The sequence below is a fragment of the Rhizobium sp. BK377 genome, from assembly GCF_014193935.1.
GTDB lineage: Bacteria > Pseudomonadota > Alphaproteobacteria > Rhizobiales > Rhizobiaceae > Rhizobium.
In genome coordinates this window covers 129942-156364 of record NZ_JACIAC010000004.1, presented here as the reverse complement: position 1 = coordinate 156364, position 26423 = coordinate 129942, and the positions used below count along the sequence as shown (strand labels likewise).

Annotated in this window: 25 protein-coding genes; 16 read left to right on the top strand and 9 right to left on the bottom strand. The window is 60.0% G+C overall.

All coding sequences use genetic code 11. The features are described from left to right. Window positions 1-185 precede the first annotated feature (185 nt). The 14 genes from FHT92_RS17940 to FHT92_RS17880 all read left to right on the top strand — a co-directional run bounded on the left by FHT92_RS17940 (window position 186) and on the right by FHT92_RS17880 (window position 16020). Entirely contained in the window at window positions 186-1019 is an 834-nt protein-coding gene (locus tag FHT92_RS17940) for a formate/nitrite transporter family protein (RefSeq protein WP_183827817.1), read from the top strand. 8 nt (window positions 1020-1027) lie between these two features. Next, window positions 1028-2179 (top strand): HlyD family secretion protein, encoded by a 1152-nt coding sequence (locus FHT92_RS17935; protein WP_183827814.1) that lies wholly within the window; start codon window positions 1028-1030, stop codon window positions 2177-2179. Then, window positions 2176-3792, top strand: a complete 1617-nt coding sequence (locus tag FHT92_RS17930; protein WP_183827813.1) for an MFS transporter — start codon at window positions 2176-2178, stop codon at window positions 3790-3792. The genes FHT92_RS17935 and FHT92_RS17930 overlap by 4 nt, the downstream gene beginning before the upstream one ends. A gap of 321 nt (window positions 3793-4113) precedes the next feature. Beyond that, window positions 4114-5301: an efflux RND transporter periplasmic adaptor subunit gene (locus FHT92_RS17925; protein WP_183827810.1), complete on the top strand. Its 1188-nt coding sequence runs from the start codon at window positions 4114-4116 to the stop codon at window positions 5299-5301. Window positions 5302-5304: 3 nt separating this feature from the next. After that, a complete protein-coding gene (locus FHT92_RS17920; RefSeq protein WP_183827807.1) occupies window positions 5305-8427 on the top strand; it encodes an efflux RND transporter permease subunit in 3123 nt (1040 codons plus the stop codon). Window positions 8428-8458: 31 nt separating this feature from the next. Further along, window positions 8459-9709 (top strand): oxalate decarboxylase family bicupin, encoded by a 1251-nt coding sequence (locus FHT92_RS17915; RefSeq protein ID WP_183827804.1) that lies wholly within the window; start codon window positions 8459-8461, stop codon window positions 9707-9709. Window positions 9710-9858: 149 nt separating this feature from the next. Then, the gene (locus tag FHT92_RS17910) at window positions 9859-10398 is read left to right on the top strand and encodes a sigma-70 family RNA polymerase sigma factor (protein ID WP_183828493.1); all 540 of its coding nucleotides are present in this window, start codon (window positions 9859-9861) and stop codon (window positions 10396-10398) included. Next, on the top strand, window positions 10385-11152 hold the full coding sequence (locus FHT92_RS17905; RefSeq protein ID WP_183827801.1) for an anti-sigma factor: 768 nt from the start codon (window positions 10385-10387) through the stop codon (window positions 11150-11152). The genes FHT92_RS17910 and FHT92_RS17905 overlap by 14 nt, the downstream gene beginning before the upstream one ends. Window positions 11153-11172: 20 nt before the next feature. After that, the gene (locus tag FHT92_RS17900; RefSeq protein ID WP_183827797.1) at window positions 11173-11889 is read left to right on the top strand and encodes a Bax inhibitor-1/YccA family protein; all 717 of its coding nucleotides are present in this window, start codon (window positions 11173-11175) and stop codon (window positions 11887-11889) included. A gap of 288 nt (window positions 11890-12177) precedes the next feature. Continuing rightward, a complete protein-coding gene (locus tag FHT92_RS29650; RefSeq protein ID WP_281413030.1) occupies window positions 12178-12300 on the top strand; it encodes a hypothetical protein in 123 nt (40 codons plus the stop codon). Window positions 12301-13398: 1098 nt separating this feature from the next. Continuing rightward, window positions 13399-14043: a lysophospholipid acyltransferase family protein gene (locus FHT92_RS17895; protein ID WP_183827794.1), complete on the top strand. Its 645-nt coding sequence runs from the start codon at window positions 13399-13401 to the stop codon at window positions 14041-14043. Further along, on the top strand, window positions 14040-14987 hold the full coding sequence (locus tag FHT92_RS17890) for a phosphatidate cytidylyltransferase (protein ID WP_183827791.1): 948 nt from the start codon (window positions 14040-14042) through the stop codon (window positions 14985-14987). The genes FHT92_RS17895 and FHT92_RS17890 overlap by 4 nt, the downstream gene beginning before the upstream one ends. Then, on the top strand, window positions 14987-15382 hold the full coding sequence (locus FHT92_RS17885) for a hypothetical protein (RefSeq protein WP_183827788.1): 396 nt from the start codon (window positions 14987-14989) through the stop codon (window positions 15380-15382). The genes FHT92_RS17890 and FHT92_RS17885 overlap by 1 nt, the downstream gene beginning before the upstream one ends. After that, window positions 15379-16020 (top strand): CDP-alcohol phosphatidyltransferase family protein, encoded by a 642-nt coding sequence (locus tag FHT92_RS17880; protein WP_183827785.1) that lies wholly within the window; start codon window positions 15379-15381, stop codon window positions 16018-16020. The genes FHT92_RS17885 and FHT92_RS17880 overlap by 4 nt, the downstream gene beginning before the upstream one ends. A gap of 133 nt (window positions 16021-16153) precedes the next feature. Here the strand turns inward: FHT92_RS17880 and FHT92_RS17875 are convergent, their stop codons facing one another. From FHT92_RS17875 to FHT92_RS17865, 3 genes are read right to left on the bottom strand one after another with little or no spacing between them, the layout of a single operon-like run. Continuing rightward, window positions 16154-17398, bottom strand: coding sequence for a Zn-dependent hydrolase (locus FHT92_RS17875; RefSeq protein ID WP_183827781.1), 1245 nt, complete (start codon window positions 17396-17398; stop codon window positions 16154-16156). Between the two features lie 11 nt (window positions 17399-17409). Then, complete coding sequence (locus FHT92_RS17870) at window positions 17410-18054, bottom strand: TenA family protein (RefSeq protein ID WP_210278520.1); 645 nt, start codon at window positions 18052-18054, stop codon at window positions 17410-17412. A gap of 5 nt (window positions 18055-18059) precedes the next feature. Continuing rightward, window positions 18060-18902, bottom strand: a complete 843-nt coding sequence (locus tag FHT92_RS17865) for a BtpA/SgcQ family protein (protein ID WP_183827778.1) — start codon at window positions 18900-18902, stop codon at window positions 18060-18062. 26 nt (window positions 18903-18928) lie between these two features. On the opposite strand from FHT92_RS17865, the gene FHT92_RS17860 reads away from it, so the two are divergent. Then, complete coding sequence (locus FHT92_RS17860; RefSeq protein ID WP_183827776.1) at window positions 18929-19831, top strand: PfkB family carbohydrate kinase; 903 nt, start codon at window positions 18929-18931, stop codon at window positions 19829-19831. A gap of 4 nt (window positions 19832-19835) precedes the next feature. Here FHT92_RS17860 and FHT92_RS17855 read toward each other — a convergent pair whose 3' ends face one another. The 6 genes from FHT92_RS17855 to FHT92_RS17830 are packed head-to-tail and all read right to left on the bottom strand — an operon-like array spanning window position 19836 to window position 25522. After that, entirely contained in the window at window positions 19836-20606 is a 771-nt protein-coding gene (locus tag FHT92_RS17855) for a glutamine amidotransferase (RefSeq protein WP_183827773.1), read from the bottom strand. Window positions 20607-20636: 30 nt separating this feature from the next. Then, a complete protein-coding gene (locus tag FHT92_RS17850; protein WP_183827770.1) occupies window positions 20637-21707 on the bottom strand; it encodes a phosphotriesterase in 1071 nt (356 codons plus the stop codon). After that, a complete protein-coding gene (locus FHT92_RS17845) occupies window positions 21707-22711 on the bottom strand; it encodes an ABC transporter permease (protein WP_183827767.1) in 1005 nt (334 codons plus the stop codon). The genes FHT92_RS17850 and FHT92_RS17845 overlap by 1 nt, the downstream gene beginning before the upstream one ends. Further along, window positions 22708-23517: an ATP-binding cassette domain-containing protein gene (locus tag FHT92_RS17840; RefSeq protein ID WP_183827764.1), complete on the bottom strand. Its 810-nt coding sequence runs from the start codon at window positions 23515-23517 to the stop codon at window positions 22708-22710. The genes FHT92_RS17845 and FHT92_RS17840 overlap by 4 nt, the downstream gene beginning before the upstream one ends. Beyond that, window positions 23514-24464 (bottom strand): substrate-binding domain-containing protein, encoded by a 951-nt coding sequence (locus FHT92_RS17835; RefSeq protein ID WP_183827761.1) that lies wholly within the window; start codon window positions 24462-24464, stop codon window positions 23514-23516. Before FHT92_RS17835 ends, FHT92_RS17840 begins: the two co-directional genes overlap by 4 nt. After that, window positions 24461-25522 carry a LacI family DNA-binding transcriptional regulator gene (locus FHT92_RS17830; RefSeq protein ID WP_183827758.1) on the bottom strand — a complete coding sequence of 354 codons (1062 nt, stop codon included), beginning with the start codon at window positions 25520-25522 and terminating at the stop codon, window positions 24461-24463. Before FHT92_RS17830 ends, FHT92_RS17835 begins: the two co-directional genes overlap by 4 nt. A gap of 345 nt (window positions 25523-25867) precedes the next feature. Here FHT92_RS17830 and FHT92_RS17825 point away from each other — a divergent pair, with 345 nt between their 5' ends. Then, complete coding sequence (locus tag FHT92_RS17825; protein ID WP_183827755.1) at window positions 25868-26071, top strand: cold-shock protein; 204 nt, start codon at window positions 25868-25870, stop codon at window positions 26069-26071. Window positions 26072-26423 lie beyond the last annotated feature (352 nt).

Genomic DNA, 26423 nt, shown 5'->3' with positions numbered 1-26423 from the left:
TGCGGCGATCAGCAATCGCAGGCGGGGCACAAGCGCCTCGGCTGCCAGCGCTGCAAGGCACAAGCTGAACCGACCGGCAGGCCAGCCTAGACGTAGGTATGATTCAGTCATGCAGCGTGGGCGACTAACGTCTCGAGCATCCGGGAAGAGCTCGGTTCGATCATGTAAAGATGCGAGGTGCTGCCATGTATCAGGATTCGATCAATCACTTTGCCCAGTCCGGCGAAGAGAAAGCCGAAGAGGTCCGGAGCCACTTTCCTGCCTTCCTGATCGGGGCGGCGATGGCCGGCGCCTATATCGGTTTCGGCGATATCATCATGTTTACCGCCGGCGCGCATGCCGATCCCGCCTGGGCGCATCTCGTCATGGGGGTGGTATTCTCCTCTGCCCTGACGATCGTCGTCTTTGCCGGCAGTGAACTCTTTACAGGAACGGCGATGTATATGCCGCTTGCGGTTCTGACTCGACGCAGCCGTGCTACCGATATGCTGCTTGTCTGGGTCGTGGCATGGATCGGCAACCTGATCGGCGCCATGATGCTTGCCGGCCTCTTCCATGTCGCCGGCGGCGGTGTTCTGCTCGGCGACGGAAGCCAGGCGTTCTTCTCTACCGTCTCAGCCAAGATGTCTGCAGGATCGCTGGAGCTTCTCGCCCGCGGCATTCTCTGTAATTGGCTGGTCTGCCTGGCGATCTGGATGGCCGGACGCACGGATAATGCAGCAGCCAAGATCATGCTGATCTTCTGGCCGATCACCATCTTCGTGACCGCCGGCTACGAACACAGCGTCGCCAACATGTTCACCTTCTCGATGGCGCTGATGGGCGAGCACCCCGCAAACATCACACTTGCTGCCGCCGTCCATAATCTTCTCTGGGTGACGCTCGGAAATCTCATCGGCGGCGCTATCTTTATGGCGCTTGGTTATTGGCTGCAGGTCCATGGCACCGGCCACGTGTCGTTCACGCCGGTCCCGGTTCGCGTCCGCGCAAAAATCGCCGCCCACCGTAGCAAGAAGTGAGGTTCGCCATGACCAATCAGATCGCTATCACCAGCCTCAGCCCGTCCGACCCGGTCCGTTCGCCTCAGCAACCGGAAGCCCCTGCTGCACCGGCTGCGCCCTCCCCGGCAGCCGTAGTGTCGTTGAGGCGGCTTGCCATTCCCCTTCTCGCCATCGCGCTCGTGAGCGGCGGCGTGGCCATCGTCAGCGTCGACTGGAACCGCTGGGTGGCAGGCGCATCACATCAATCGACCGACGACGCGGTGGTCAGCGCCGATGTCTCGACGCTCAGCGCCCAGATCAGCGGGATCGTCCAGAGCACCCCGGTCACCGACTATCAGATGGTGACCAAGGGCCAGTTGCTCGCCGAAATCGATCCGCGGGAATATGATGCGGCAGTCGGCGTCTCGAAGGCCAATCTTGCCGCCGCAAACGCTTCACTTGCCAATCTCGCAAACCAGATCGAATTGCAAAAGGCCGTCGTGCAGGTGGCGGAAGCGCAGAACGCGTCGGCGCTCGCACAAGAGACCCAGACCGAACAGGAATTTCACCGCCAGACCAGCCTTGGCGGAGCGACCTCGCAACAGTTGCTGCAGCAGGCGCAGGCCGCTTATCTGCAAGCGCAGGCCTCAGTCAAATCGACGGCAGCCTCGATCGAGCAGCAAAAGGCCCAGCTAAACGTTCTGAACGGGCAATATCCACTGCTGCAGGCGCAGGTCAATGCTGCCCAGGCTTCGCTGGATACTGCCCTGATCCATCAGGGCTATTCCAGGATCTATGCGCCTTTCGACGGCGTCATCGGCCGCAGGCTCGTCCACGAAGGCGATTTCGTGGCGCCCGGCACGAACCTTGTGTCGGAAGTTCCGCTTCCGAGCGTCTACATCACCGCCAATTTCAAGGAGACGCAGCTTTCCCGGATCACGCCGGGCCGATCTGCGGACGTAACCATCGATACCTTCCCCGGCCAAACGGTGCACGGCAAGGTTATCGGCCTGTCTCCGGCAAGTGGATCGATCTTTGCGCTGCTGCCGCCCGACAATGCGACCGGAAACTATACCAAGGTCGTCCAGCGCATGCCGGTCAAGATCGTCTTCGATCCTGGCCAGCCGCTGGTTGACCAACTGAAGCCTGGAATGTCGGCTGTCGTGACGGTCGATACCAAGCCGGACCTGGACCGATGAGCACGGCTCCCCGCGCCTTCGGTCCGCTGACCCGTGGCACGACGACCAACCACCCGCTCCTCATCGTCGCGGCACTGTTACTCGCCTCCTTCGTCGTCGGCTTCGACACGCGCGTTTTCGCGGTCGGCCTGCCGGATATCCGCGGCGCCTATTCGCTTGGCTTCGACGAGGCGTCCTGGCTCAGCACTGTCGCGAACGCCCCGCAGATCCTCATTTCATCGGCGGTCGCCTGGCTCGCCACCGTCTTCGGCGTGCGCCGGGTGATGATCCCGACGACATTGGTCTATGCCGGCATTTCGCTCATGATTCCGATGGTCCATGACGGCGGCGCACTTTTTGCGCTGCATGCGGCAAGAGCCCTTCTGCTCGGCGTCTTCATTCCGGCCACCATCATGGTGATCTTTCGCAATCTCGACATGAAATACTGGCTGATCGGCCTTTCGATCTACGCGCTTCGGGTTCCGCTATCGCAGAATCTCGGCTTCGTCCTCGTCGGCATCTATGATGATTATCTCGGCTGGCAGTGGGTCTACTGGCAGGATGTGATCGTCACGCCGATCATCGCGCTCCTCCTCGTCATCGGTGCTCCCAAGGAAGAGATCAATGTCAATCTGCTCGAAGGCGCAGACTGGGGCGGCATGATGCTGCTCGGTTGTTCGATGACGATGATTTACGTAGGTCTCGATCAGGGCAACCGGCTGGATTGGTTCAATTCCGGCACCGTCACTTCACTGCTCGCAGGCGGCACGATCCTCTTCATCGGCTTCCTTATCAACGAAAGCGTCGTTGCCAATCCCTGGGCGCATGCAAGCGTGATCCTGTCGCGCAACATCGGCATCGGCTATGCGATCATCATCGCTTTTACCTTTTCCAGTTCCGGCGCCGCGATTTCCGTTCCGGGCTTCCTGCAAACGGTCGTCGGATTGCGGCCGATCGCCATCTCTGAGCTCTACATCTTCGGCGCGGTCATCCCGGTCTTCCTGTTCATCGCCTTTGCGATCTTCCTGCTGCGCCGGATCGATGCGCGCCTCGTCATCATGATGGGACTGGCTGCGATGGCCTTCGGCTCGCTCTGGGGATCAGGCCTCACGAAAGCATGGGCGCCTTTTAATTTTCTGCCGGTCGTGCTCTTGCACACGGCCGGGCAATCCTTCGCCTTCTTCGCGACGGTCGTCTACCTGATTGCCAATTCCGACCCGAAACGCTCCACAGCGGTTTCCGCCTATATCCAGGTCGTACGGCTCGGCAGCGTCGAGCTGGCGCAGAGCCTTCTCAACACCTGGCTGCGGCAGCGTGAGCAATACCATTCCAATATTCTGACCGGTCCGATCTCCACGTCCTCGGACAGTCTCCACGACGTATTGTCAAAGCTCGAGACGCTATTCGGCACCGATCATCATGGGAGCGTGAAGGCTCTCTCCACCGTCGCAACAGCAGTCCATGCCCAGGCGAGCATACTTGCCTACGCGGATGTCTTCATCCTGTCCTTCTCCTTTGCGATTGCCGGCATTGCCCTTGTCACCTGCATGGGCGCCATGCCCTTCGGGCCGCTGCATCCCGATTTCCGCCAGAAACCGCCGGTCGCCGAGCCGCAGCCGGCCATAACCGGCTGACCGGACGACACTCGATTTATTCTCGAATGGCCAGGGAAACCCGGGGCGAATGGTTCTTCGCGTCGGCTTTTCCGCGCCGGCTTCTCCCTGACCCATACCAATGGGGAACGGTGACTAGACCTGCGTATAGATGCGCCGATGCCTGCCCGGACATAGCCTTCTCCCACCAGAATTGATCGGCCGGAGACAGGTAAGCCGCTCAGCCTGCAGACAATCAGCAGCCTGAGGCTTTCATGCCAGCCCGCCAATTCAGCAAACCGATACAGGCCGCCCCGGCCGGCGGCCTCATCGCGCGATCAACTCTTAACCATGGAGCCGGCAGTGACATCCATCCGCACCGTGATTGAACCCCGTCGTCGCCGCATACCGGCGATCTTAGCTGCCGCAGCCATTCTCACCATTGCGAGCGGATCGGCCGCAGCCTTCTGGTTGGCAGGGACCGAGCCGACCATTGCCGCCTCGCAGCCCGGCACGCCGGCCGTCCCGGTCGATGTCGCCACCCCTTCCATCACCGACGTGCCTGTCTATCTTGACGGCCTCGGCACGGTGCAGGCCAACTATACGGTCAATATCACGACGCGCGTCGACGGCGAGTTACAGAGCGTGATGTTTGACGAGGGACAGGCCGTCAAGAAGGATGATCTTCTCGCCATTATCGATCCGCGCCCCTTCCAGGCCGCGGTCGATCAGGCTGCCGCCAAGATCAAGCAGGACCAGGCCGACCTCGCCAATGCCCAATATCTGCTCGCCAAGGATCAGAGGCTCTCGCAGCAGCAGATCGTGTCGCAGGAAACACTGGAAGAGCAGCAGGCTCAAGTGGCAAGTGCTGCGGCCCAGCTTGCGCAAGATCAGGCCGCCAAAGAGGATGCCGACGTTTCGCTGTCCTATACGCAGATCCGCTCACCGATCGACGGCCGCACTGGTATCCGTCGGATCGACGCCGGCAACGAGGTCCACACGACCGATACGACACCGATCGTCACCATCACGCAGACACAGCCGATCACGGTCGTCTCCACGCTGCGGGAAGACGATCTCGACGCAGTTCGCGCCGCGCTGAAGGCCGGCCCGGTCGAGGTGACGGCCATGTCAATGGATCGGTCACGAGAGCTGGCCTCAGGCACCCTCTCGCTGATCGACAACGTCATCGATCAGGCAAGCGGCACGATCCGCATCAAATCGACCTTCGAAAACAAGGACGATGCACTGTGGCCGGGCCAGTTCGTGATGCTGAGGGTCAAGCAGCAGACACTGCGAAAGGCCGTGACCATTCCCTCTGCAGCACTTCAGCGCGGCGAAAACGGTTTCTTCGTCTACGTCATTGATGCCACCGGCGCCGCTGCCATACGCAAGGTCACACCCGGCCCGATCGAGAGTGGCCGCGCCGTCATCGAAAATGGCCTTGCAGGCACCGAACGGGTCGTCACATCAGGACAGTATCGCCTGGATGTCGGCACCCCTGTCAGCATCCAACAGGCGGCCGCTTCGAAAGCCGTCACTAAGGAGTAGGCCATGTCGATCTCCTCCTGGTTCATCGAACGGCCTATCGCCGCCTCACTACTGATGGCAGCCCTCTTCGGGATCGGCATCGTCGCCTATCCTCTGCTACCGGTGGCACCCCTGCCGCAGGTGGATTTCCCGACAATCCAGGTCTCGACGCAGTTTCCCGGTGCGGATCCGAAGACCATGGCATCTGCCGTGACCCAGCCGTTGGAGCGGCAATTTGGCCAGATTCCCGGCGTCACCCAGATGACCTCGACGAGCACGCTCGGCTCGAGCGCGATCACCCTGCAATTCGACCTCTCGCGCGACGTCGATAGTGCCGCCCAGGACGTGCAGACGGCAATCAACGCAGCCGGCGGGCAATTGCCGACGGGCCTGCCTTCGCCGCCGACCTATCGCAAGGTCAATCCCGCCGATCCGCCGGTCATGGTGCTCGCCATGACATCGGACACGCTGCCGCTGACTCAAGTCGACGACTTTGCCGAGAGCGTGCTTGCCCAGCATATCAGTCAGCTCGATGGCGTTTCGCAGGTTCTTGTCTTCGGCCAGCAGAAGCCGGCGGTGCGCCTGCAGATCGATCCCGGCAAGATCGCCGAGATGGGGCTTTCGCTCGAGGACATCCGCAGCGCCGTAACAGGCATCACCAGCAACGCGCCGAAGGGCAGCGTGCAGGGTGCGGAACACACCTATACGATCTATGACAACGACCAGCTCTTAAAGGCGGCCCCGTGGAACGACGCGATCGTCGCCTATCGCAACGGCGCGCCAGTGCGCATCAGCGATATCGGCCAGGCGATCGACGGGCCGGAAAACAATCAGCTGGCCGCGTGGACCGACGGCAAGCGGGCAATCCTCCTGCCGATCTTCAAGCTGCCGGGCGCCAATATCATCGATACGGTCGGTGCGATCCGGGCTGCACTGCCGCAGCTGCAGGCGATCGCGCCGGCCGCCATCCATCTCTCCATTCTCAGCGACCGGACGACCACGATCCGCGCATCGGTAGCAGACGTCGAGACGACGCTCGTCATCACCATCGCTCTCGTCGTCATGGTGATCTTCATCTTTCTGCGCAACGTCTGGGTGACGGTGATCCCGAGCGTGACAGTGCCCTTGGCACTTCTTGCCACACTGGCACTGATGTATGTCGCGGGCTTCAGCCTCGACAACCTTTCGCTGATGGGCTTGAGTATTGCTGTCGGTTTCGTCGTCGACGATGCGATCGTCATGGTCGAGAACATCCATCGCCATATGGAGATGGACAAAACGCCGAAACAAGCGGCGATCGACGGCGCGCGTGAAATTGGCTTCACCATCATTTCGATCAGCATCTCGCTCGTCGCCGTCTTCATTCCGCTGCTCTTAATGGGCGGTATCGTCGGCCGGCTGTTCCGGGAATTCGCAATCACCGTGACGATGACGATCGTCGTCTCGGCCCTCGTCTCGCTGACCATCACGCCGATGATGAGCTCCCGCTTCCTGAAGCCGGAAAAAGACGCCCGCCATGGCAGTCTCTACAACATCAGCGAAAAGGCGTTCGACGGGCTTCTTGCCGCCTATCGCTACACACTCGCTCTAGCGCTGCGCCACCACCGGCTGACGATGACAGCCTTCCTCGCCTCGCTTGCGGCAACCGCCTTCCTGTTCATCAATATTCCCAAGGGATTCTTCCCGATCCAGGATACCGGCCTCATCACCGGCATCCTCGAATCCTCTCAGGATATTTCCTTCGCAGAAATGTCGCGCCATCAGATCGAGGCTGGCAACATCGTCGCAAGCGATCCGGGTGTTGCAAGCGTCGGCATGGCCGTCGGCGGTGGAGCCGGCCAAACGGGCAATACCGGCCGTATGTTCATCACGCTGAAACCTGAGGAACAGCGTGATGCCTCGGCAAGCGAGATCATCAATAGGCTTCGCCCGAAGCTCGCTCAAATGCAGGGTGCGGAACTCTTCCTGCAGCCGGCGCAGGATATCAATGTCGGCGGTCGGGCATCAGCCACGCAGTTCCAATATACGTTACAGGACGGCGACGTCGGAGAACTCGACGACTGGGCGGCCAAGCTGCTTGCCAAGTTCAAGACGCTGCCGGAGCTCACCGATGTCGCCACCGACCAGCAGAATGGCGGCGCCACCGTGACGCTTACAATCGACCGCGACCAGGCATCGCGCTTCGGCATCCAGCCGCAGACGATCGACAACACGCTTTATGATGCCTTTGGCCAACGCCAGGTCACCCAGTATTTCACCGACCTGAACAGCTACCATGTGGTTCTTGAACTTGCTCCGCAGTTCCAGAATTCGCCATTGGCGATCAACGGCCTCTATATCAAATCGCCGCTGACCGGCGAAGAGGTTCCCTTAAACCAGCTCGTCCAGCAGACGACGGAACCGACGGCCGTGCTTACCGTCAACCACCAAAGCCAGTTCCCGGCCGTCACGCTCTCCTTCAACCTCGCAAAGGGCACCGCACTCAGTCAGGCGGTTGCCGCGATCAGCAAGGCGGAGACCGATCTCGGCAAGCCGGCAACCGTCATCGGCACCTTCCAGGGCAATGCGCAGGCCTATCAAAGCTCGCTGGCAAGCGAGCCGCTGCTGGTGCTTGCGGCAATTGCCGTGATCTATCTGATCCTCGGCGTGCTCTATGAGAGCTATTTCCATCCGCTGACGATCCTGTCGACGCTTCCCTCTGCCGGTCTCGGTGCTCTCGCCATGCTCTGGGCCTTCGGCTTCGACTTTACCGTCATCGCGCTGATCGGCGTGATCCTCTTGATCGGCATCGTCAAGAAAAATGGCATCATGATCGTCGACTTCGCGATCGCCGCCCAGCGTGAGCAAGGGCTGTCGCCGGAAGACGCGATCCGCCAGGCCTGCCTCCTGCGCTTCCGCCCGATCATCATGACGACATCGGCAGCACTTCTTGCTGGCCTGCCGCTGATGCTTGGCCACGGCACAGGCTCGGAGCTGCGCCAACCGCTCGGTTACGCCATGGTCGGCGGTCTGCTCATCAGCCAGGTGATGACGCTCTACACCACCCCGGTCGTCTACCTCTACTTGGAAAAGCTGAGCCAATTCGTCAGCCGACGACGGCCTGCCAGCGCCCCAACCCAAACCCAAGTCCAAGCCCAACCGGAATAATCCCTCTTAATCGACGTGAAAGGATAAAATCATGGAACCTCTTTCGAGACGCACCGTGCTTGCCCTCGGAGCGATGGGTGGAACGGCCCTTGCGGCGGGTGCCGCCCGCGCAGCAAGCTTCGGCAAGCCCGACCAGCCGGCTGAGGGTGCTGTCAATGCCAATCCCGCCGGGCTTTCCGATCCCGGCCCGAAGAACCCCGCCATCAACGACCAGTTTCCTTCCTTCGAAAACCCGCCTGCAACCGACGTCGGCGATATGCAGCTCTTCTGGGGATCGTTCAACAATGCGACTAAGCGCATCCAGAACGGTGGTTGGGCACGGCAGGTCACCAAGTCCGATTTCGCAATCTCCGAGGCGGTTTCTGGCGTCAATATGCGGCTCGGCCCCGGCGGCATCCGCGAGATGCATTGGCACCGGGCTGCCGAATGGGCGATCATGACCAACGGCCGCTGCCGTGTGACCGTGCTCGATCCGCAGGGCCGCGCCTATGTCCAGGACGTCGAGGCCGGCGATCTCTGGTATTTTCCGGCCGGTTACCCGCATTCCCTGCAGGGCCTTGGACCCGAAGGCTGCGAATTCGTCATCGTCTTCGACGAGGGCGACCAGTCCGAATATGGCACGCTGCTCTTGACCGACTGGCTGGCGCACACATCGCCTGAGCTGCTTGCCAAGAACTTCGGCGTGCCGCAGGACACTTTCAAGAACATCCCGTTGCAGGACCTCTGGATCTTTCAGGGCAAGGAACCGGGTCCGCTTTCAGCCGACCAGGAAGCCGTTTCTTCCGCGGGCCTGCCGCCCTACCCCTTCACCTACAGGCTGACGGCATCGGCGCCGCTGAAGCAGAACGCGTCGGGCACGATCCAGCTGGCCGACAGCTCCAGCTTCAAGGTCTCCAAGACGATCGCTGCGGCGATCGAGACGATCAAGCCGGGTGCGGTGCGCGAAATGCACTGGCATCCGAATGCCGACGAATGGCAGTACTGGATCAAGGGCGAAGGCCGCATGACGGTGTTCGATGCCGGCCCGCGCAGCCAGACCGCCGATTTCCGGCCCGGCGATATCGGCTATGTCAAAAGGAGCCAGGGCCATATCATCGAGAATACCGGCAAGACCGACCTGCAATTCGTCGCTGTGTTCAAGGTCGCCGAATATCAGGAAGTCGGGCTTTCATCGTGGCTGACCCATACGCCGGCAGCACTCGTTGCCCAGCACCTCAATATCAGTGTCCAGGATATTGCGAAATTCCCTGCCGATCAGCCGGGGATCATGCCCAAGGCCTGATACTTGTGTCGAGCCGGCAAAACACCACTTCCGCCGTGGCGAACGGCGGAAATTCTGCCCTTGCCACAAATGACGGGCTTTCTTCCGGCCGATTCCAAAAAATCTGCATGGCACGGAATAAAATCTGCGAGGCTTTCGTATACTCAATCATGGAACGGAAAGAACGCCCCTTCGATGTCATCGGTCAGCTCGCAGCGCTTCGTCGCTACGCGCGCTCCCTGGTGCGCAATTCGGACGAGGCGGAGGATCTGGTGCATGATGCGCTGGTCCGAGCCTTCGAGAAGCGCAAGAGCTTCCGCAGCGGCGGAAACCTGCGCACCTGGCTGCTTTCCATCCTGCACAATGCCCATATCGACCGCGTGCGACAGGCCCGCTCTCTGACACGCCGCCATGATGAGGCGGCAGTCGAGGCGGAACAGGCCTTGCCGGCCGCACAGGAACATGCGGTACGCCTGCAGCAGGTGCGAAATGCCTTTTTCGACCTGCCGGAAGAGCAGCGCGAAGCGCTGCACCTCGTGGCGATCGAGGACCTTTCCTACCAGGAAGCGGCCAATGCGCTCGGCATTCCGGTCGGCACGCTGATGTCGCGCATTTCCCGCGCCCGCGCCCAGCTGCGCGAGTTCGAGGAGAAGGCACCGCGCGCCTCGCATCTGAGACTAATTGGAGGGAACGGCAATGAAGGCGATTGACCCGATCATCGATGCCGATCTCGACGCCTATGTGGACGGCGAGCTTGATGTCGCACGGCGCATTCAGGTGGAATCCTATCTTTCCGAGAACCCGGCGATTGCCGCCAAGGTAATGGCCGATCTCAGTATGAAGGGCGAATTGCGCCTGGCGCTGGCAGGCGAAAGCGCCTTTGGCCGCGCCGAGACACGCGATGCCGCCCGCAGGCTGGAACGCGGTCTTTCCTACGGCCGCATCCTGCACTCGGTGCAGCGTATCGCGGCTGTTGGTATTCTCCTGGCTGCTGGCTGGGTGGCGCATAATTCCTTCGGCGCTTTCACGGCAACGGAAGTCAATGCATCGGTTCCGGCACCGGCCTATGTCGAGGATGCGGTGCGCGCCTATCGCACGGCAGCCCTTCGTGAAACCATTCCGTCGCAGACGGCTCCGGCCTACAGCGCCGAGGAAATCCGTGCTGCGACCGCAATCGTGATGCCCGAATTGCCCAAGGACTGGAAGGTTGCCGATGTGCAGATCTTCCCGTCGCAATTCGGGCCGAGTGTCGAAATGGCAATCGAGGAAGCCGACGGCAAGCGCCTGTCGCTCTTCGCCGTCCGGCCTGGCGCCTTCGAGGTGCAGCCGGTCAGCCATATCGCCCTTGAAAAGACGGAAGCCGCCTACTGGCAGATCGGCGAGGTCGCTTACGCGCTGATCGCAGACAACAGCGGCACCAATCTCGATCAGGCAGCCGAACGGCTTGCCCGATCACTCTACTAGTTTAACCGAGGAGATCAGTCATGAATCCGATCAATCCCCGCTATGGTACCGGCTCCGCCGCCAATACCCAGGTCCTTTTCGACGAAAGCCTGCGCCAGCACATGCTGCGCGTCTACAACTACATGGCGCTCGGCCTCGTCATTACCGGCATCGTCGCCTTCATCGTCGGCTCGACGCCGGCGCTTTACGTGCCGATTTTCCAGACGCCGCTCAAGTGGGTGGTGATGCTGGCGCCGCTCGCCTTTGTCTTCTTCTTCTCGTTCCGCATCCAGTCGATGTCGTCGAGCACCGCACAGATGACCTTCTGGGCCTTCTGCGCCGTGATGGGCCTGTCGCTCGCCTCCGTCTTCCTGGTCTTCACCAAGACGAGCATCGCGCAGACCTTCTTCATCACCGCTGCGATGTTCGGCGCGATCAGCCTCTACGGCTACACGACGAAGCGTGACCTCTCGAAGATGGGTTCGTTCCTGATGATGGGCCTGTTCGGCATCATCATTGCCGGTATCGTCAACATCTTCCTTGGCTCGTCTGCCCTGCAATTCGCGATCTCGGTCATAGGCATCGTCGTCTTCGTCGGCCTCACCGCCTACGACACGCAGAATATCAAGGAACAATATTCTGAAAACTATGATCAGGAATCGAACCAGAAGCTGGCCGTCTTCGGCGCTCTCTCGCTCTACCTGAACTTCGTCAATATATTCCAGCTTCTGCTCAATTTTACGGGCGAGCGGGAATAAGGACTGCGCTTCTGGGGGCAATGGAAGCGCAAGGGCGCCTGGTCTGCGATCTGTGACAGGATGGCAGGCCGGGTGCTCACCCTAATGGGGAGCGGCCGGGCGTGATGCCCGGCCGCTTTCGCGCCGTTGATAGATCCGTGATGACACTCAGCGTACCGATTAAAGGGCGTTTCCAATCGGGCGTTCGCTTTCCTGGTGATCCGCCGCCCGAGACGATGAGATTGCCGCCGGAATGGATGTCGAGATCGGCGTTGGTCGTTGTCGCCAGCCTGAAACCTGGAGGCGGAAATGACCGTATCCCTGCCGGACGAGATGGAAATGCCGATCTTGCCGCTGATCAACCAGCCGGCGACGCGTGATCACTATGCGGCTGCCGGAGACGGTCGCCGTTCGCCTCATGCCGATCCTTAGGCTGGACTGCCTTCGTCGATACGACCAAACCGCCGGGGATGTTGACTTCCATGTTTATCGGCGAAAAGTCGGCAAGTTTTCGCGCAGACCCCTCCGCTGATGGTACCTCCTCATATTGCCATTCACCTTTGGGAACGACGCTTGGCATTTCCAAACTCTGAACTTTTTCGTCAACTCTGCTCCTGTTGATGTACACAAAAGTGAGAGCTGCGAGGAACATACAGTTCACAAGCAACACCATCCCGGAGTTCCAGAATAATAGCCAAATCGCCATTGAGCCTTGGATTATAAACAGAAGATTCAGTGATCCCAGGAGCAACTCCCAAATAGCAAACAACACATATATTGTAGACCACTGGCGGCTTGAAAATAATGAACCCTCCTCCTTGAGAAGTGATCGCGGAAGCGCTCGGAAAATGGCAAACGTGATAAAGACTGCGGCAAAAGATATCGCTCTGAGCGTCGGCTCGAATAGGGCCTCTCGAATTGCCTGATCAAAATAGTACTCTGACCTAAGCCATTCCCGGAATAGGTCAAATTGAGGTCTGGCGGTAATAATATTAAATGCAGTCCCTATCGGGAATACGGTCACCCAAAATCGCCAAAGAAGGGACCAATATACTCGGAAGTAACGCCTTGCGGAAATCATCATCAGGACTTATTTTCGTAATATACTATCGTATGATCAAACAATATTGGCGAAGACATCGTCCTCCGACGAGACGATGAGATTGCAATCGGGATGTCCCGATGAAATTTGCCTATACCCGCAAAGCAATCGTATCTGTCGACATCTAACATAAATCCATACCTGTCGAACATCTTGCTATTACTGGATTTATCTATCTTGTACGATCCGTACATTAGTGGATCCTGGTCTGGAAGCGTTTTTTAGAGCCTTGCCCTGTTTCTCATAAAGTTCCAGAACAAGTGAAGCTCGCATTTATTTCATCGCTTTTGGTGTTGTCCATTCACTTCGGCCGGAGCCCTCCAACCCGTCTACGCCTTTTGACTGACAACGTGCAAAGCCCCTTTCTTCGGGCGATGACAATGCTACAGTTTGGATTAATGATCCGGCTAACATCGACAGAGCGGTGAATGAAGGCTTTGCTTACAACGGCCGCGGCGACGGTAATTGTCCTGTTCGCCCGCGCAGTCACGGCGGTCCGCGCCGTATGGCCCGAGGCGGGGCTGCCTTCCCGCCCCTGCGTTTATTACGCCAATCACTCCAGCCACGGCGATTTTGTGCTGGTCTGGACGGTATTGCCGCCAAGACTGCGTCATCGGACTCGTCCGGTCGCGGGGGCCGAATACTGGCTGAAGTCCTCGCTCAATCGCTTCGTCGGCAGCGATGTCTTCAATGCGGTGCTGATCGCGAGGGAGCGGGACAAGCGTACGGAAGACCCCGTCACGCAGATGGTCTCGGCCATCGATGCCGGTTCGTCCCTCATTCTCTTTCCGGAGGGAACCCGAAACCAGTCGGATGCAAAACTCCTCCCGTTCAAAAGCGGGATTTACCACCTGGCTGCAGCGCGCTCTGATATCGATCTTGTGCCGGTCTGGATCAGCAATCTGAACCGCGTCATGCCAAAGGGTGAGATCGTTCCGATACCGCTGATCTGCACAGTTACCTTCGGCAGCGCTTTGCAGATCGCGCCGGGTGAAAGCAAGGATATTTTTCTCGAACGGATGCAGGCCGCTCTCCTGGCGTTGGCTCCGAACTCTGTGGGCGGTGGTGAATGAGTGGCGCGAATTCCGATCTCATGACGCTTGTTGCTGGGATCTTCGGTGTTCTGATCGTTGCGTCAGTCATCGGTTATATACTGCAGCAACGCTTCTCGCCGAACGGTTCGAATGCGGCCGTCGAAAATCTCAACGCCCGGATCAAGGCGTGGTGGGTCATGGTCATTCTGATCGGCCTTGCTTTCATCGCGGGCCGTATTGGCGTCTTGACCCTGTTTGGCTTTTGTTCATTCGCGGCACTTCGCGAATTCATAACCCTCATCAATACAAGAAGGGCCGATCACTGGGCGCTTGCGGCAGCCTTCTTCGTCGTCGTTCCGATCCAGTATTTTCTGCTCTGGGCTGAACAATACGGCATCTTTTCGATCTTCATCCCGGTCTATGCCTTCCTGCTGATGCCGATCATTTCGGTACTCCGAGGCGACACCGAGCGCTTTCTCGTTCGCATCGCGGAAGTCCAGTGGGCCTTGATGATCTGCGTCTTCTGCGCCTCCCATGTGCCCGCTCTGCTGACCTTGAAGATACCGGGGTATGAGGGCCGCAATGTGCTGCTGATCGCCTTTCTGGTGATCGTCGTCCAGCTCAGCGACGTCCTACAATATGTCTGGGGCAAACTGCTCGGACGCACGAAGATTGCGCCAAGACTGTCGCCATCGAAAACGGTCGAGGGCTTTGTCGGCGGCATCATCAGCGCCACCCTGATTGGAACGGGCCTCTGGTGGATTACACCCTTCACACCGTTTCAGGCAGGGCTTCTCGCCTTTGTCATCACGTTGATGGGCTTCTTCGGGGGCCTGGTCATGTCGGCGATCAAACGTGACCGCGGTGTCAAGGACTGGGGCAATCTCATCGAAGGCCACGGCGGATTGATCGACAGGCTGGATTCCGTTGTCTTCTCGGCACCCATCTTCTTCCATCTTACCCGCTACTGGTGGTCGCTCTGATGCCTGTCGTGCTGCAACGCCTTTTGCGCAGCGGAGTAGTCCACGTCCTGTTCGCTTTTCTGGCGATGGGCATCTGGGCCGTCTTCGCCAATCGCGCTCATGACATGCCGGCGCCGCTCTACGCCGGTCTCGTGCAGGGGACGATATCCGCCTGCCTGACGCTTTTCCTGAAATCGGTGATCGACTGGCTTACCAGCCGCTTCAGCGGTTCAACACGATTTTGGGCGCCGCCACTGATTGCCTGCCTTGGCTCGGCCAGCATTCTCGTGGTGTTCCATGCGGCGAGCGGCACACCGGAGATAATCAAGACCATCGCGCTGCCGCTGCTGGTGTCGACGACTTATGCAGCGATCTACAATTATTCGATCTCCACAAGACGAGGTTTCGATACATGATGGAGACGGGAGACAGGAGACCGCTGGCGAGCCGCAATACGCGCTGGGCGGGCGCAATTGCCCGATGGATGGCCGCGCGAGCCATCACGCCGAACCAGATCTCGCAAGCCAGCATGCTGGCGGCAGTCATCGCCGGCAGCACTTTCTATCTGGCCGGACAGGCGACAGGCTTGCCGCGTGCGGGCTGTCTGCTGCTGGCGGTTCTATTCTGCCAGGCACGCCTTCTTTGTAATCTATTCGACGGCATGGTCGCCGTCGAAGGCGGAAAGGGAGAGGCTGACGGTCCTTTCTGGAACGAGTTTCCGGATCGCATCGCCGACCTGATGATATTCGCCGGCGTCGGCTATGGCATCGGCATGCCGGGGCTTGGCTGGGCGGCCGGAGCCTTCGCCGTGCTGACGGCCTATGTCCGCGAACTCGGCCGCGCCACCGGCAATCCCAGCGACTTCTCCGGCCCGATGGCCAAGCAGCACCGGATGGCGACGATCACGGCGGCGGGATTGGCATCCCTTCTCGAGCCACTATGGGGCGGGCAGAATCAGATTCTGACGATCGGTCTCGGCGTAATTGCGGTGGGAGCAGCACTCACGGCCATCCGCCGCTCGATGACATTGGTCTCGCGCCTCAAGCGCCGCTGACGAGGCGGTCTTGGGTCGACGCCAAGTTCTCTACAGGGAGGAAGTGAACGAGACCCACTTTCTTATGTATGGCGACGCTGGCCTCATCAGTCGTCAGGCGCCTACAGCAGTGGCGCCTGAGATCTTGCCCTTCTCAGCCTTTGGCAAGCTCGACTGTCGACTGCAGCAACACTCTCGCTCCTGAAACGACATGCTCGGGCGCCGTATATTCGGCTTCGTTATGACTGAGGCCATCACGACAGGGCACGAAGATCATCGCTGAAGGTGCGATCCGATTGATGAAGAGAGCATCGTGAAAAGCGCCCGACACCATCCTTTTCGTCGCCAGCCCGGCGACATCGCCGGCGCGCTCCAGTACCACCAGCAGCTTTTCGGGGAAGTTTGCCGGCGACATGTCAAAACTGCGCTTGAACAGAACCTCGCAGCACTGAACCTTGGCGCGCTCGTGAAAGCATTGCTCGATCGTCGCGTTTAGCCGATCGACCTCCAATGAATCGGGATGGCGGATATCAATTGTGCAGCGTGCCAACTCCGGAATGGCGTTGATCGCTCCCGGCTCCACCTCAATCCGCCCGACGGTAAATCGGGCGCTTTCATCCTGCGGCATGACAGTGGAATAGAGCGTGTCCAGCGCCGAGATCATGGCGCGCAGAGGGTCCCGGCGGTAGGAAAGAGCCGTCGTGCCGGCATGAGCCGTCTGACCCGACACCTCCACCTGCAGCCATCGCGTCCCCTGGATACCCGTCACGATGCCGATAGGGATATCCTCCTTCTCCAGCGAGGGGCCTTGTTCTATGTGCACTTCGAGATAGGCATGGACCGGCATGCCGAAATCGCGCATCGTGGCCTCTGGAAGAGCCTCAAGCGTTGCCTTCAGTTCGGCGCCGAACATTGCGCCGTCGGCCGAAACAAGCTCGAACCACGCGGCTGGGATCGCCCTCGCCGAAAAGGCGGACGAGCCCATACAGCCGGGTGCGAAGCGGCATCCCTCTTCATTGGTCCAGGCGACGACCTCGACCGGCCTTTCCGTTTCGATACCCGTATCCTCGAGGCTTTCGAGAACCTCGAAGGCCGAGAGCGTTCCGAGCGCGCCATCAAAACGACCGCCAGCTGGCTGGCTATCGAGATGACTGCCGATCAACAATGGTGCCGCGCTGTCATCCCTGCCGGAACGGCGGATGAAGAGATTGGCGACGGGATCCTGGAAGACACCGAAACCACGCGCGGCGGCCAACCCGGCCAGCAGGGAGCGGGCTTCTCGATCCAGTCCGGTCAAGGCCTGACGATTGACACCACCGCGCGGGGTCGCGCCGATCTCGGCAAACTGGTCGAGGCGACCCAGCAGGCGCGCGCCATCGATATCTATATCCGCAATCATCGCACGACCTCTCAGGAATAGGCTGCTTCGTGAAAGTCGATCTCAAGACGTTGCGCATGCCCGAATATGGCGCTCAACCGCTTCCGTTCGGCAGGATCCATGGTCTCACCCGCTTCGTCCAGAACAGCCTTCAGCCAGCGCGCCTGCGCTTCGAACTCCGGTTCTGCGTGAAGGGTGACCCATTCCTTGAGCAGGGGATCGCTGATTGCGGTCGAGCTTACCGCCGTTGACCAGGTCCAGTACATCCATTCGGCGGCAAACATGGCAGCAATCGTGTCGAGAAAACCGCCGTCGCGGGCAATTGCCAGCATGCCGTCGCGGAACGCCGCGACATCGGCCCGGCCGGTATCATAGCGCGAAGGGTCGATGCCGCGTGCTGCGAAGGTCTTTTCGAAATAGACGATCTGCTGGTTCGCGAGTGTATCCAGAACGCCGATCAGCCAGCGCTTCTGGGCAATGGTTTCGGCCTTGGCGGTGGCATAGGAGAAGATAGCAATCGCCGTGTCGACGAAGGCGCCTTCAAAGACGAGGTATCGCTCGAATGCCTCGTTTGAAAGGCGGTCAGCCTTGATATCCTCGACGAAACGATGGTTCACCATGGCTTCGAACACGTCACGGTTCTCGTCGAGCATCTGTTGCGAGAGAGTGCCGCCCATGATCGTTACGCCTCCAGGCCGGGTTTTGCGGCTTCGACGAAGGCTACAACCCGGGCCGGCTCCACGGGGTTCCACCAGACGCCCCCCTCTTTGAGCGACGAGGCGACGATCACGCCGTTCGTACGCTTGAGGATTTCAACGATATTATCCTTGGTCACACCGGAACCGACGAGCAGCGGCAGATGGGTGGCGGCACCGATTTCCTCGATCTCTTCCATCGTTGCGCTATTGCCCGTTCTCTGGCCGGTCGCAATTACCACATCAGCATCGAAGAATGCGAGATCGCGGGTCAATTCGTCGATCGTGCGATCGGCGGTGATGGCATGCGCGCCATGTTTCACATGGCTGTCGGCAAATACCTTGATATGCTCGGCACGCAGAGCCGAGCGGTAGCGCATGGCCTCCGCCGCCCGGCCCTCCATGAAGCCTTCGTTGGCGACATAGGCGTTCGCCCATTGATTGACGCGGATGAAGCGCGCACCGCCCGCCGCCGCGATCGCGAAGGCCGGGATCGGCGCATTGGCAAGCACGTTGATGCCAAGCGGCACACCAGCGGCACGCGCGATGCGGTCGGTCACGACCGACATGAAGGCAGCGGTCTCGTGGCCGATATCCTCTGGCTTGGAAAAGGGAATATCGCCGTGATTTTCGACAATCAATCCGTGGATGCCCCCTTTGACGAGCGCATCCGCGTCGCGCATGCAAGCGTCGTAGATCGTCTCCATCGCAGCACTCCGATAGCGCGGAGCACCCGGAAAAGGCGGGCAATGGATCATCCCGATCAACGCCTTGTCAGTGCCGAATATTTCCCGTATGGCGCTTGTGGCCTTATCCGATATCCGCTGCATTTTTCTTTCCTTTCCGAAAGCCAGCCATGCGTGCCTATGTCATCGGTAACGTCGCCATCGACGAAACCATTTCCGTAATGTCCATGCCCGAAGCGGGCGCCTCGATCCTTGGTCGGGAGGAAACCCGCGACCTTGGCGGCAAGGGCGCCAATCAGGCCATCGTCATGGGCCGCACCGACCTTCCGACGACGCTCGTGACGGCTGTCGGCGAAGATTTCCGCGCCCAGACGATCCGCGACCAGCTTGCCGGCGAGGCGCTGGATGCCCGTCTATTGGGCAGCCCGAACCGCACCAGCGATTTCTCCATCATCTTCACCACGCCGGACGGCGAAAACGCCATCGTCACCACGACGGAATCGGCGGAAGCCTTGACCCTTTCGGAGGCGCTTGCCCCGCTTGACGACGCCATCAGCGGCGACCTCGTCGTGCTGCAGGGCAATCTCAGCGAAGACGTAACCCGCGGCATTCTCGCCGAGGCCAGATCCCGTGGCCTGAAGACCGCCTTCAATCCCTCGCCGCTTCGGCCCTACTTCGCCGAACTCTGGCCGCTTATCGACATCGCCTTTCTCAACAGGGGCGAGGCTGAAAGCCTGACCGGGTCCTCCGGCGAGGCCGCGATCCAGCGCCTCGCCGAAGCCGGGGTGTCACAGACCGTGCTGACGCTCGGCGGCGATGGGGCTATGTTGGCAAGCGGACATCAGGTGCTTGCGACCGTTCCCGCCCAGGCCACCGAGGTCGTCGATACGACCGGCGCCGGCGACACTTTCATGGCCGTGGCACTTGCCTCGGCCGCGCTACGCTCCACCGCCCTCGACGTCAGGGCCATCCATCACGCAACCGCGGCCGCCGCCATCACCGTCAGCCGCCGAGGCACGCGATCGGCCTTCCCGAGCAAGGCAGAACTCGCCGGCATCCTTGCCGGCGCGTGAGGGGTCATTTCGCCTCCGTCAGCCAGCCGAGGATGTTCTTCCACAGACGCCCGTAGCCTTCCCATTCGCAGAAGGCGGGTGAAAGCCAGTGCGGACCGATATCCGACGTCCAGGCAGCCGTCTTGCCCTTACCGAAGCGGCCGGTCACCAGCAGCGGATGACCGCCCTGCTCGTCAGGCAGGCGCGCGATGACTTCCACATCGTCGCGCTCGCGCACCTCCACCTCATTGACGCCGAGAAGCAGCGGCCATTCGCCCGAGAGGCCGGCTACGGTCTCGTGACCGGATTTGACGAGGACAGGGGTCGTGCCCTCCGGGATTTCGACCCGGTCGTCATAGGGCAGGCAAGTGACGGGCAGAACTTCCTCGACCGGCGTGCGGCGCCAGCGTGCCTTGCCATCGATGCCCTGGAAGGAAAAATAGCCGCCGACCATCAACAGGCCGCCACCCTTCTCAACCCATGCCTTGATGAGTTTCAGGCGGTTCGGAACGGTCTTCGAATGCAGCCAGACCGCAGGCGGGAGAAGCAGCGAATTCGCACCGATATCGGACAGGATGATCGCGTCATAGGCATCGAGCCCCGCCATGTCGAAGGGGAATTGTTCGACCGCCTCATGGGCCGGCATGTAGGTGAGTTCGAATGCGCTGCCTTTGAGCGCCTTGACGAGCGGTTCGGCGCCGAGGTGGAAGGTCACGCTTCCGAACTGATCGAAACCTTTATAGTGCGTCGCCGAACTGACCCAGCTTTCGCCGACGAGAAGAACCTTCTTTGTCATGATGTTTCCATTTCTTTTTATGGTTTGCACTCAGACGCTCGCCTGAAAGACCGATCGCGGATTGACGCGCATGAAAATGTCGAGCGTCGCGTCATCAAGACCGTGGCGCTTCAGGCGCGGCAGAAAGTGGCGCAGGATATAGGCGTAGCCGTTGCCTCCGTAATGCTTGAGCATCATCTTCAGGAAGACGTCGTGGGACAGGAGAAGACGGTCCGTATGTCCCATCTCGACGAGTTTGACGAGCGCGCGCGCCGCCTCCTCGTCGCTCGGGCATTGCACCTGCTGATCCGCATAGAAGAAATCCATGCCGATCATGTCATATTCGAGGAACGCGCCGCGGGCGGCGATCTCCGACTGGTAGGTGAGATCGTCATGTGACGGGTTCATATGGCAGAGCACCGTGTGCCTGAGATCGCCTCCCTCGGAGGCGACGACATCCAGAACCCTATGGCCCAGGCGAAACCAGCCGGGAAGGTGGACCATCAGGGGCAGACCGGTGCGCACCTGTGCCTGGGCAGCCCCCCGCAGCGATTTTTCCTCGTCAGTCGTGAAATCCGAGGACACGCCGATCTCGCCGATGAGCCCGATCCTGACATCGGTGCCGTCAGCGCCGATCACCGCCTCGGACACGATCTCGTCGGCGATCTGCCCGACCGACATCCCTGCAACCTTTTGCGGGTGCGAGGAGCCGAGATAGAAGCCGGATCCCATAACAATGTTCAGTCCCGTTGCGTTTGCGATCCGCCGCAGGGCCAGCGGATCGCGGCCAATGCCCTGGCAGGTCGGCTCGACGATCGTCTGGCCGCCGAGACCGACAAAATCCTTGAGCTCGGTCACAGCAAGCTTCTCGTCGTCGAGCGTGATGTTGTGCTTGTTGACGAAAGGATCTTGCCTGAGTTCACCGAGGATTTCCATGCAGACGAAACCCTCGGCAAGATATTGCCGCTCGGGTTCCTTCGGCGCATGCCACCAGCAGCGGCAATTGTTGAGGATATGCTCGTGCATCAGCGTTACGCCAATATCCGACACCGGAACCGGCCCCTGGACCGTCATCACATTGCCGGAGCGCACGTGACCCGGCGAAAGCTCATTCGTCGCCATCAGCTCTTCCTCCTGCCTGCCAAGCGGAAATTGGCAGTGAAGATGCGGGTATTCAGCCAGATCGCGACAAGGATGATCGCGCCGGTGACGATCTGGGTGAAGAAGGGCGATATGTGCATCAGGATCAGGCCGTTGCCGATAACCGCAATGGTCATGGTGCCGAGGACGGTCCCGATCATGGTTCCGCGCCCGCCCATCAGCGAGGTGCCGCCAAGCACGACGGCCGCGATGACCTGCAGTTCGAAGCCGACGGCCGCATTCGACGAGCCGGAGCCGAGGCGGGCTGCAATCAACAGACCGGCCAATGCCGAGGCGACCCCTGAGACCAGGTAGACCGAGGCGACGATCCATTTGGCGGGCATGCCGACCCGGCGCGCGGCCTCCATGTTGGACCCGACCGCCACGATCTGCCGACCATATTTGGTAACAGCCATGACGACATATCCGACGATTGCGACCAGGATTGCGATCAGCGCCGGGACGGGAAAGCCAGCCAGTTCGCCGCGTCCCAAATAGAAAAAGCCGGGCTCGTTGTTGATCGGGATGGAATAGCCCTGTGTGAGATAGAGCGCCACGCCGCGCAGGATGGAAAGCCCGGCAAGGGTAACGATGAAGGCGGGAATATTCTGATAGGCAATGAACCAGCCCTGAAGAAGGCCGATAATGCCGCCGAGGGCCAGCATGCCGAGGCAGACCACCGGCCAGGGAATGCCGGTGGCGAGCGCAATGGCCGCGACGGCGTTGATCAGAGCCAACATCGAGCCGACCGACAGATCGATGCCGCCGGTGACGATGACGAGCGTCATGGCGATCGCCACGGCAAGGATCGGTGCAGCCTGGCGCACGATGTTCAGGATGTTACCCGTCGTCAAGAACGTGGTGGTCGTCAGCGAAAAGAAGACGAGGCATGCCAGAAAGAAGAAGGCAATCGACAGGACCTGGGCGTTTTCGCTCAGGAAGTCTGCCATCGGCGAGCCCTTGGCGCGTTCGGTGTAGACGGTCAATGTCTTTCTCCCCCGACGATGAGCTTGACGAGATCCTCGAGATTGGTCTTGGCGATATCACGCTCGGCGACCTTTGTGCCCTCGTACATAACGGCGATTCGGTCGCAGACGCGGAACAGGTCCTGAAGGCGATGGGTGATGAGGACGACGGACACGCCCTTTGCCTTAACCCTATTGATCAGAGAGAGCACGGCTTCGACTTCGGCGACGGCAAGGGCCGAGGTCGGCTCGTCCATGATCAGGACCTTGGGATTGAATGACGCCGCTCGGGCGATCGCAATTGCCTGGCGCTGGCCACCCGACAGCTTCTCCACCTTGGCGGAAAGACGCGGAATGCGAATCTCAAGCGCATCCAGCATCCTGCGCGCCTCACTCATCATCTTCTGACGGTCGAGGAACGGACCTCTGGTGAGTTCACGCCCAAGAAACAGATTGCCGACGACATCGATATGGTCGCACAAGCTCAGATCCTGGAAGACCATTTCGATGTTGCGATCGCGGGCATCGGCAGGTCCAGAAAAGTGGACCTCTTCGCCGTTGAGCGAAATCGTTCCCTCATCGGGCAAGTATGTTCCGGAGATAATTTTGGTAAGTGTTGACTTACCGGCGGCATTGTCGCCGACAAGACCAAGGCACTCGCCGGGAAAGAGGTCGAGATCGACGCCGCGCAGCGCTTGATGCGAGCCGAAAGTCTTGCGGATACCGCGCAGTGAAACAGCAGGTGTCCGGGCGGACGAGCCGGAGGAATGCGGGGAGGCTTGCGCCTCCCCGGCTCCGGCATGAACAGGCCGGTTGTCACTCATCATTTGAAGACGGCCCGGTATGGCTCGACATTTTCCTTCGTCACGATGGTGATCGGAACGGAAATGCTCTTTTCGACGCTCTGCCCCGCTGTCAGCTTGGCAAGAGCCTCGACCGCAGCCTTGCCTTCGCCGGCAGGATCCTGCTGGACGACAGCAACGACGTAGCCGTCGTCGAGACCCGAAATCGCCTGCGCGGTCAGATCCCATCCGAAGACCTTGATACTGTCCTGTTTGCCTTGGCTTTGGACAGCGGCGATGGCGCCGAGGAGGGCCGGTTCCCCGGTTGCGTAGATCGCAGTCATGTCGGGATTGCCGGTGATCAGGTTCTCGGCAGCCGCAAGCGCGTTGTCCTGGATGTTCTGGCCGTCGACGACCCCCGACGTCTCGATGCCGTCGCTCTTGATGGCATCCTCGAAGCCTTTCTGACGAAGGTTCTGGATATAGGAGTTCAACGCGCCGACAATGCCGACCTTGGCCTTGCCGCCCATGTTCTTCTTCACATAGTCGAGAAAATATGCGCCCAGGTCGGCGCCGGCCTTACCGTTGTCGACGCCGATCTGCGACTTTTGCGGACCATCCGGCAGGATTGCGTCGATGGCAACGACAGGAATGCCGGCATCCGAGGCCTGCTTTACGGCCGGCATGATGCCGTTGACATCTATTGCGACGACGATCAGGCCATCGACCTTCTGCTGAATGTAATTTTCGATGGCGCTGTTCTGTGCGGCCGCCTCATTGTTGGCGTTGAAGATGACGAGCTTGTCGCCGGCAGCATCCGCCGCTTTTTGCGCGCCTTCATTGATCTGGTTGAAGAAAAGCGCCTGCTGATTGATCTGCACCAGTGCATAGGTCTTGCCTGCGGCCTGGGCGAGTGAGGCCCCGAGCGTGGCACTGGCAAGTGCGGTAAAGGCAAGAGCGGCGGTAAACGCCCGACGTTTGATCTGGTTCATGTTCTCATCCTCTGGTTTTGTTCTCGTTGCTTATTATGGGTCGACGGCGGCGCAACGGAGTTCCGCACGACGATTTCGACTGGCACGAGTTCCTCGGTGGCGAGCGATTTGCTCTCCTGCCAGTTTGTTTCAAGAAGAAGGGACAGGGCACGCCGGCCGATGGCGCGCACCGGCTGACGGATCGCCGTTAAAGGCGGCGCAAAAAGGTGTAGCGGACTGACATCGTCAAAGCCGATGATCGAAAGATCTTCAGGGATCGATATTCCCTTCTCTCTGAAGACTTCGATCATACCGATGGCGATTTCGTCTGAGCTCGCGAAGATTGCGGTCGCTGGCTTGCCTTCCTCCAGGAAGCGGCGCGCCATGTCCCGCCCGCAGGCGACCGTATATTCGCCGCTGTAGCGCCGGATCGAGGCATCACTACCGAAATGCTCCTGCAGGCCCCTATGCAATCCGTTGAAACGGCGCTGCGTGCTGATCATGGCATCGGGACCGCCCACATAGAGCACGTTTCGATGACCAAATTCGGCCAGATGGCGTCCCGCTAGATGGCCGCCCTCGAAGTTGTCACAGAAAAGCTTCGGGACAGTGGCAAGCGGAACGTCTTCGTCGACGACGATGACCTTGCCTGTCCGATTGATGAGAGTTGCGAGATCTCCGTTGTCGGGATGGTTGGTGACGAAAACCAGGCCGTCGACGTGATTGTGCTCGAGCAGCCGGAGATAGGCGACTTCACGCCCCGTCCGGTTCAGCGTCGCGTAAAGCGAAACGGCAAGCCCGCGATCGTTGGCCTCCTCCTCAACCGCGGCCACCATGGTTGCGAAGAATGGGTTGGCGATATCGGGGACGACAAGGCCAATCGTATCGGAGCGACCACGGCTTAACCGGCGCGCGTGCGGGTTCGGCTGATATTTGAGGGAAGCGATAGCATTTTCTATACGCTGCCTGGTGAGGGCGGGCAGATCCAGCGAGCCGTTGAGCATGCGGGAGACGGTCGTGACCGACACGCCGGCCGCTTTCGCGACATCCTTCAGGCCCGGGGTTTGTTGCTGCGCCATCAACTTGTAAACCGCTTTAGTAAACCGCTTTACTGACATTCCATCACCAAGAGTGCGCTGTCAAGTCATCCGGGCGATTATGGCCTGGTCTCCAGGCCGCCCTTCACTTGCGGTGGATGCCGATGATCTCGCCCGTGAGGAAAAACGTGGTGCCTGCGATACAATGACACGCACGGCGCACTCTGACGCCTAAGGGGGGTATCGAGCGCCCGCGCGAGGTCCGTTCGTCTGGGTGCATAAGGACGCATGTTCCGTCTGCCATTGCTCAGGCTTGCTCAGGCTTGCTCAGGCGATGGCTGATCGCTCAATTACCATGAGACAAAGCCCAAACAAGCGAGGGTTTTCATGGCGACTGGCAAGGTCAAATTTTTCTACAGCGATAAGGGTTTCGGCTTCATCACGCCGGAAGCTGGCGGACCTGATGTTTTCGTACATGTTTCCGCGCTCCAATATGGCGGTACATTGAAGGAAGGCCAGAGCGTCTCCTACGATCTCGGGCAGGATCGCAAGAGCGGAAAGTCAAAGGCGGAAAACGTCAGACCACTTTGATTATGGGGGTCGGCCAGCCTGCAGGTTCCCAGCCACTGAGGACAACCGGTCCTGCTTAATGACGCAGGTTGCGGGCCTTTATTTTTGACAAAGTGATTGCGCCAAGCGGGATTGGGTGACGCCAAATCGGCTCCCGGTCCAACGACTGCTTCGCGGCGGGGAGCTGCATGTGGTGGTGTCTCGCCTGCTGCCCTGTTGTTTTCGACAGGGGGCGGGTACCGGAGCGGTGGTGCGGCACACTGTCGTTCCGCCTCCAGTTTTTGCTTTGACCTTCAACTTCGGCATAACCGCGAGGGTTGCGGGCTTCTTCGATCAAGGCGTCTGACAGCCTGATCACCCGCCTCGGCGCTCA

Coding starts and splice junctions, on each gene's coding strand:
- FHT92_RS17940 (WP_183827817.1), top strand. CDS start 186: ATGTATCAGGATTCGATCAATCACTTTGCCCAGTCCGGCGAAGAGAAA.
- FHT92_RS17935 (WP_183827814.1), top strand. CDS start 1,028: ATGACCAATCAGATCGCTATCACCAGCCTCAGCCCGTCCGACCCGGTC.
- FHT92_RS17930 (WP_183827813.1), top strand. CDS start 2,176: ATGAGCACGGCTCCCCGCGCCTTCGGTCCGCTGACCCGTGGCACGACG.
- FHT92_RS17920 (WP_183827807.1), top strand. CDS start 5,305: ATGTCGATCTCCTCCTGGTTCATCGAACGGCCTATCGCCGCCTCACTA.
- FHT92_RS17915 (WP_183827804.1), top strand. CDS start 8,459: ATGGAACCTCTTTCGAGACGCACCGTGCTTGCCCTCGGAGCGATGGGT.
- FHT92_RS17910 (WP_183828493.1), top strand. CDS start 9,859: ATGGAACGGAAAGAACGCCCCTTCGATGTCATCGGTCAGCTCGCAGCG.
- FHT92_RS17905 (WP_183827801.1), top strand. CDS start 10,385: ATGAAGGCGATTGACCCGATCATCGATGCCGATCTCGACGCCTATGTG.
- FHT92_RS17900 (WP_183827797.1), top strand. CDS start 11,173: ATGAATCCGATCAATCCCCGCTATGGTACCGGCTCCGCCGCCAATACC.
- FHT92_RS29650 (WP_281413030.1), top strand. CDS start 12,178: ATGACCGTATCCCTGCCGGACGAGATGGAAATGCCGATCTTGCCGCTG.
- FHT92_RS17895 (WP_183827794.1), top strand. CDS start 13,399: ATGAAGGCTTTGCTTACAACGGCCGCGGCGACGGTAATTGTCCTGTTC.
- FHT92_RS17890 (WP_183827791.1), top strand. CDS start 14,040: ATGAGTGGCGCGAATTCCGATCTCATGACGCTTGTTGCTGGGATCTTC.
- FHT92_RS17885 (WP_183827788.1), top strand. CDS start 14,987: ATGCCTGTCGTGCTGCAACGCCTTTTGCGCAGCGGAGTAGTCCACGTC.
- FHT92_RS17880 (WP_183827785.1), top strand. CDS start 15,379: ATGATGGAGACGGGAGACAGGAGACCGCTGGCGAGCCGCAATACGCGC.
- FHT92_RS17875 (WP_183827781.1), bottom strand. CDS start 17,398: ATGATTGCGGATATAGATATCGATGGCGCGCGCCTGCTGGGTCGCCTC.
- FHT92_RS17870 (WP_210278520.1), bottom strand. CDS start 18,054: ATGGGCGGCACTCTCTCGCAACAGATGCTCGACGAGAACCGTGACGTG.
- FHT92_RS17865 (WP_183827778.1), bottom strand. CDS start 18,902: ATGCAGCGGATATCGGATAAGGCCACAAGCGCCATACGGGAAATATTC.
- FHT92_RS17860 (WP_183827776.1), top strand. CDS start 18,929: ATGCGTGCCTATGTCATCGGTAACGTCGCCATCGACGAAACCATTTCC.
- FHT92_RS17855 (WP_183827773.1), bottom strand. CDS start 20,606: ATGACAAAGAAGGTTCTTCTCGTCGGCGAAAGCTGGGTCAGTTCGGCG.
- FHT92_RS17850 (WP_183827770.1), bottom strand. CDS start 21,707: ATGGCGACGAATGAGCTTTCGCCGGGTCACGTGCGCTCCGGCAATGTG.
- FHT92_RS17840 (WP_183827764.1), bottom strand. CDS start 23,517: ATGATGAGTGACAACCGGCCTGTTCATGCCGGAGCCGGGGAGGCGCAA.
- FHT92_RS17835 (WP_183827761.1), bottom strand. CDS start 24,464: ATGAACCAGATCAAACGTCGGGCGTTTACCGCCGCTCTTGCCTTTACC.
- FHT92_RS17830 (WP_183827758.1), bottom strand. CDS start 25,522: ATGGCGCAGCAACAAACCCCGGGCCTGAAGGATGTCGCGAAAGCGGCC.
- FHT92_RS17825 (WP_183827755.1), top strand. CDS start 25,868: ATGGCGACTGGCAAGGTCAAATTTTTCTACAGCGATAAGGGTTTCGGC.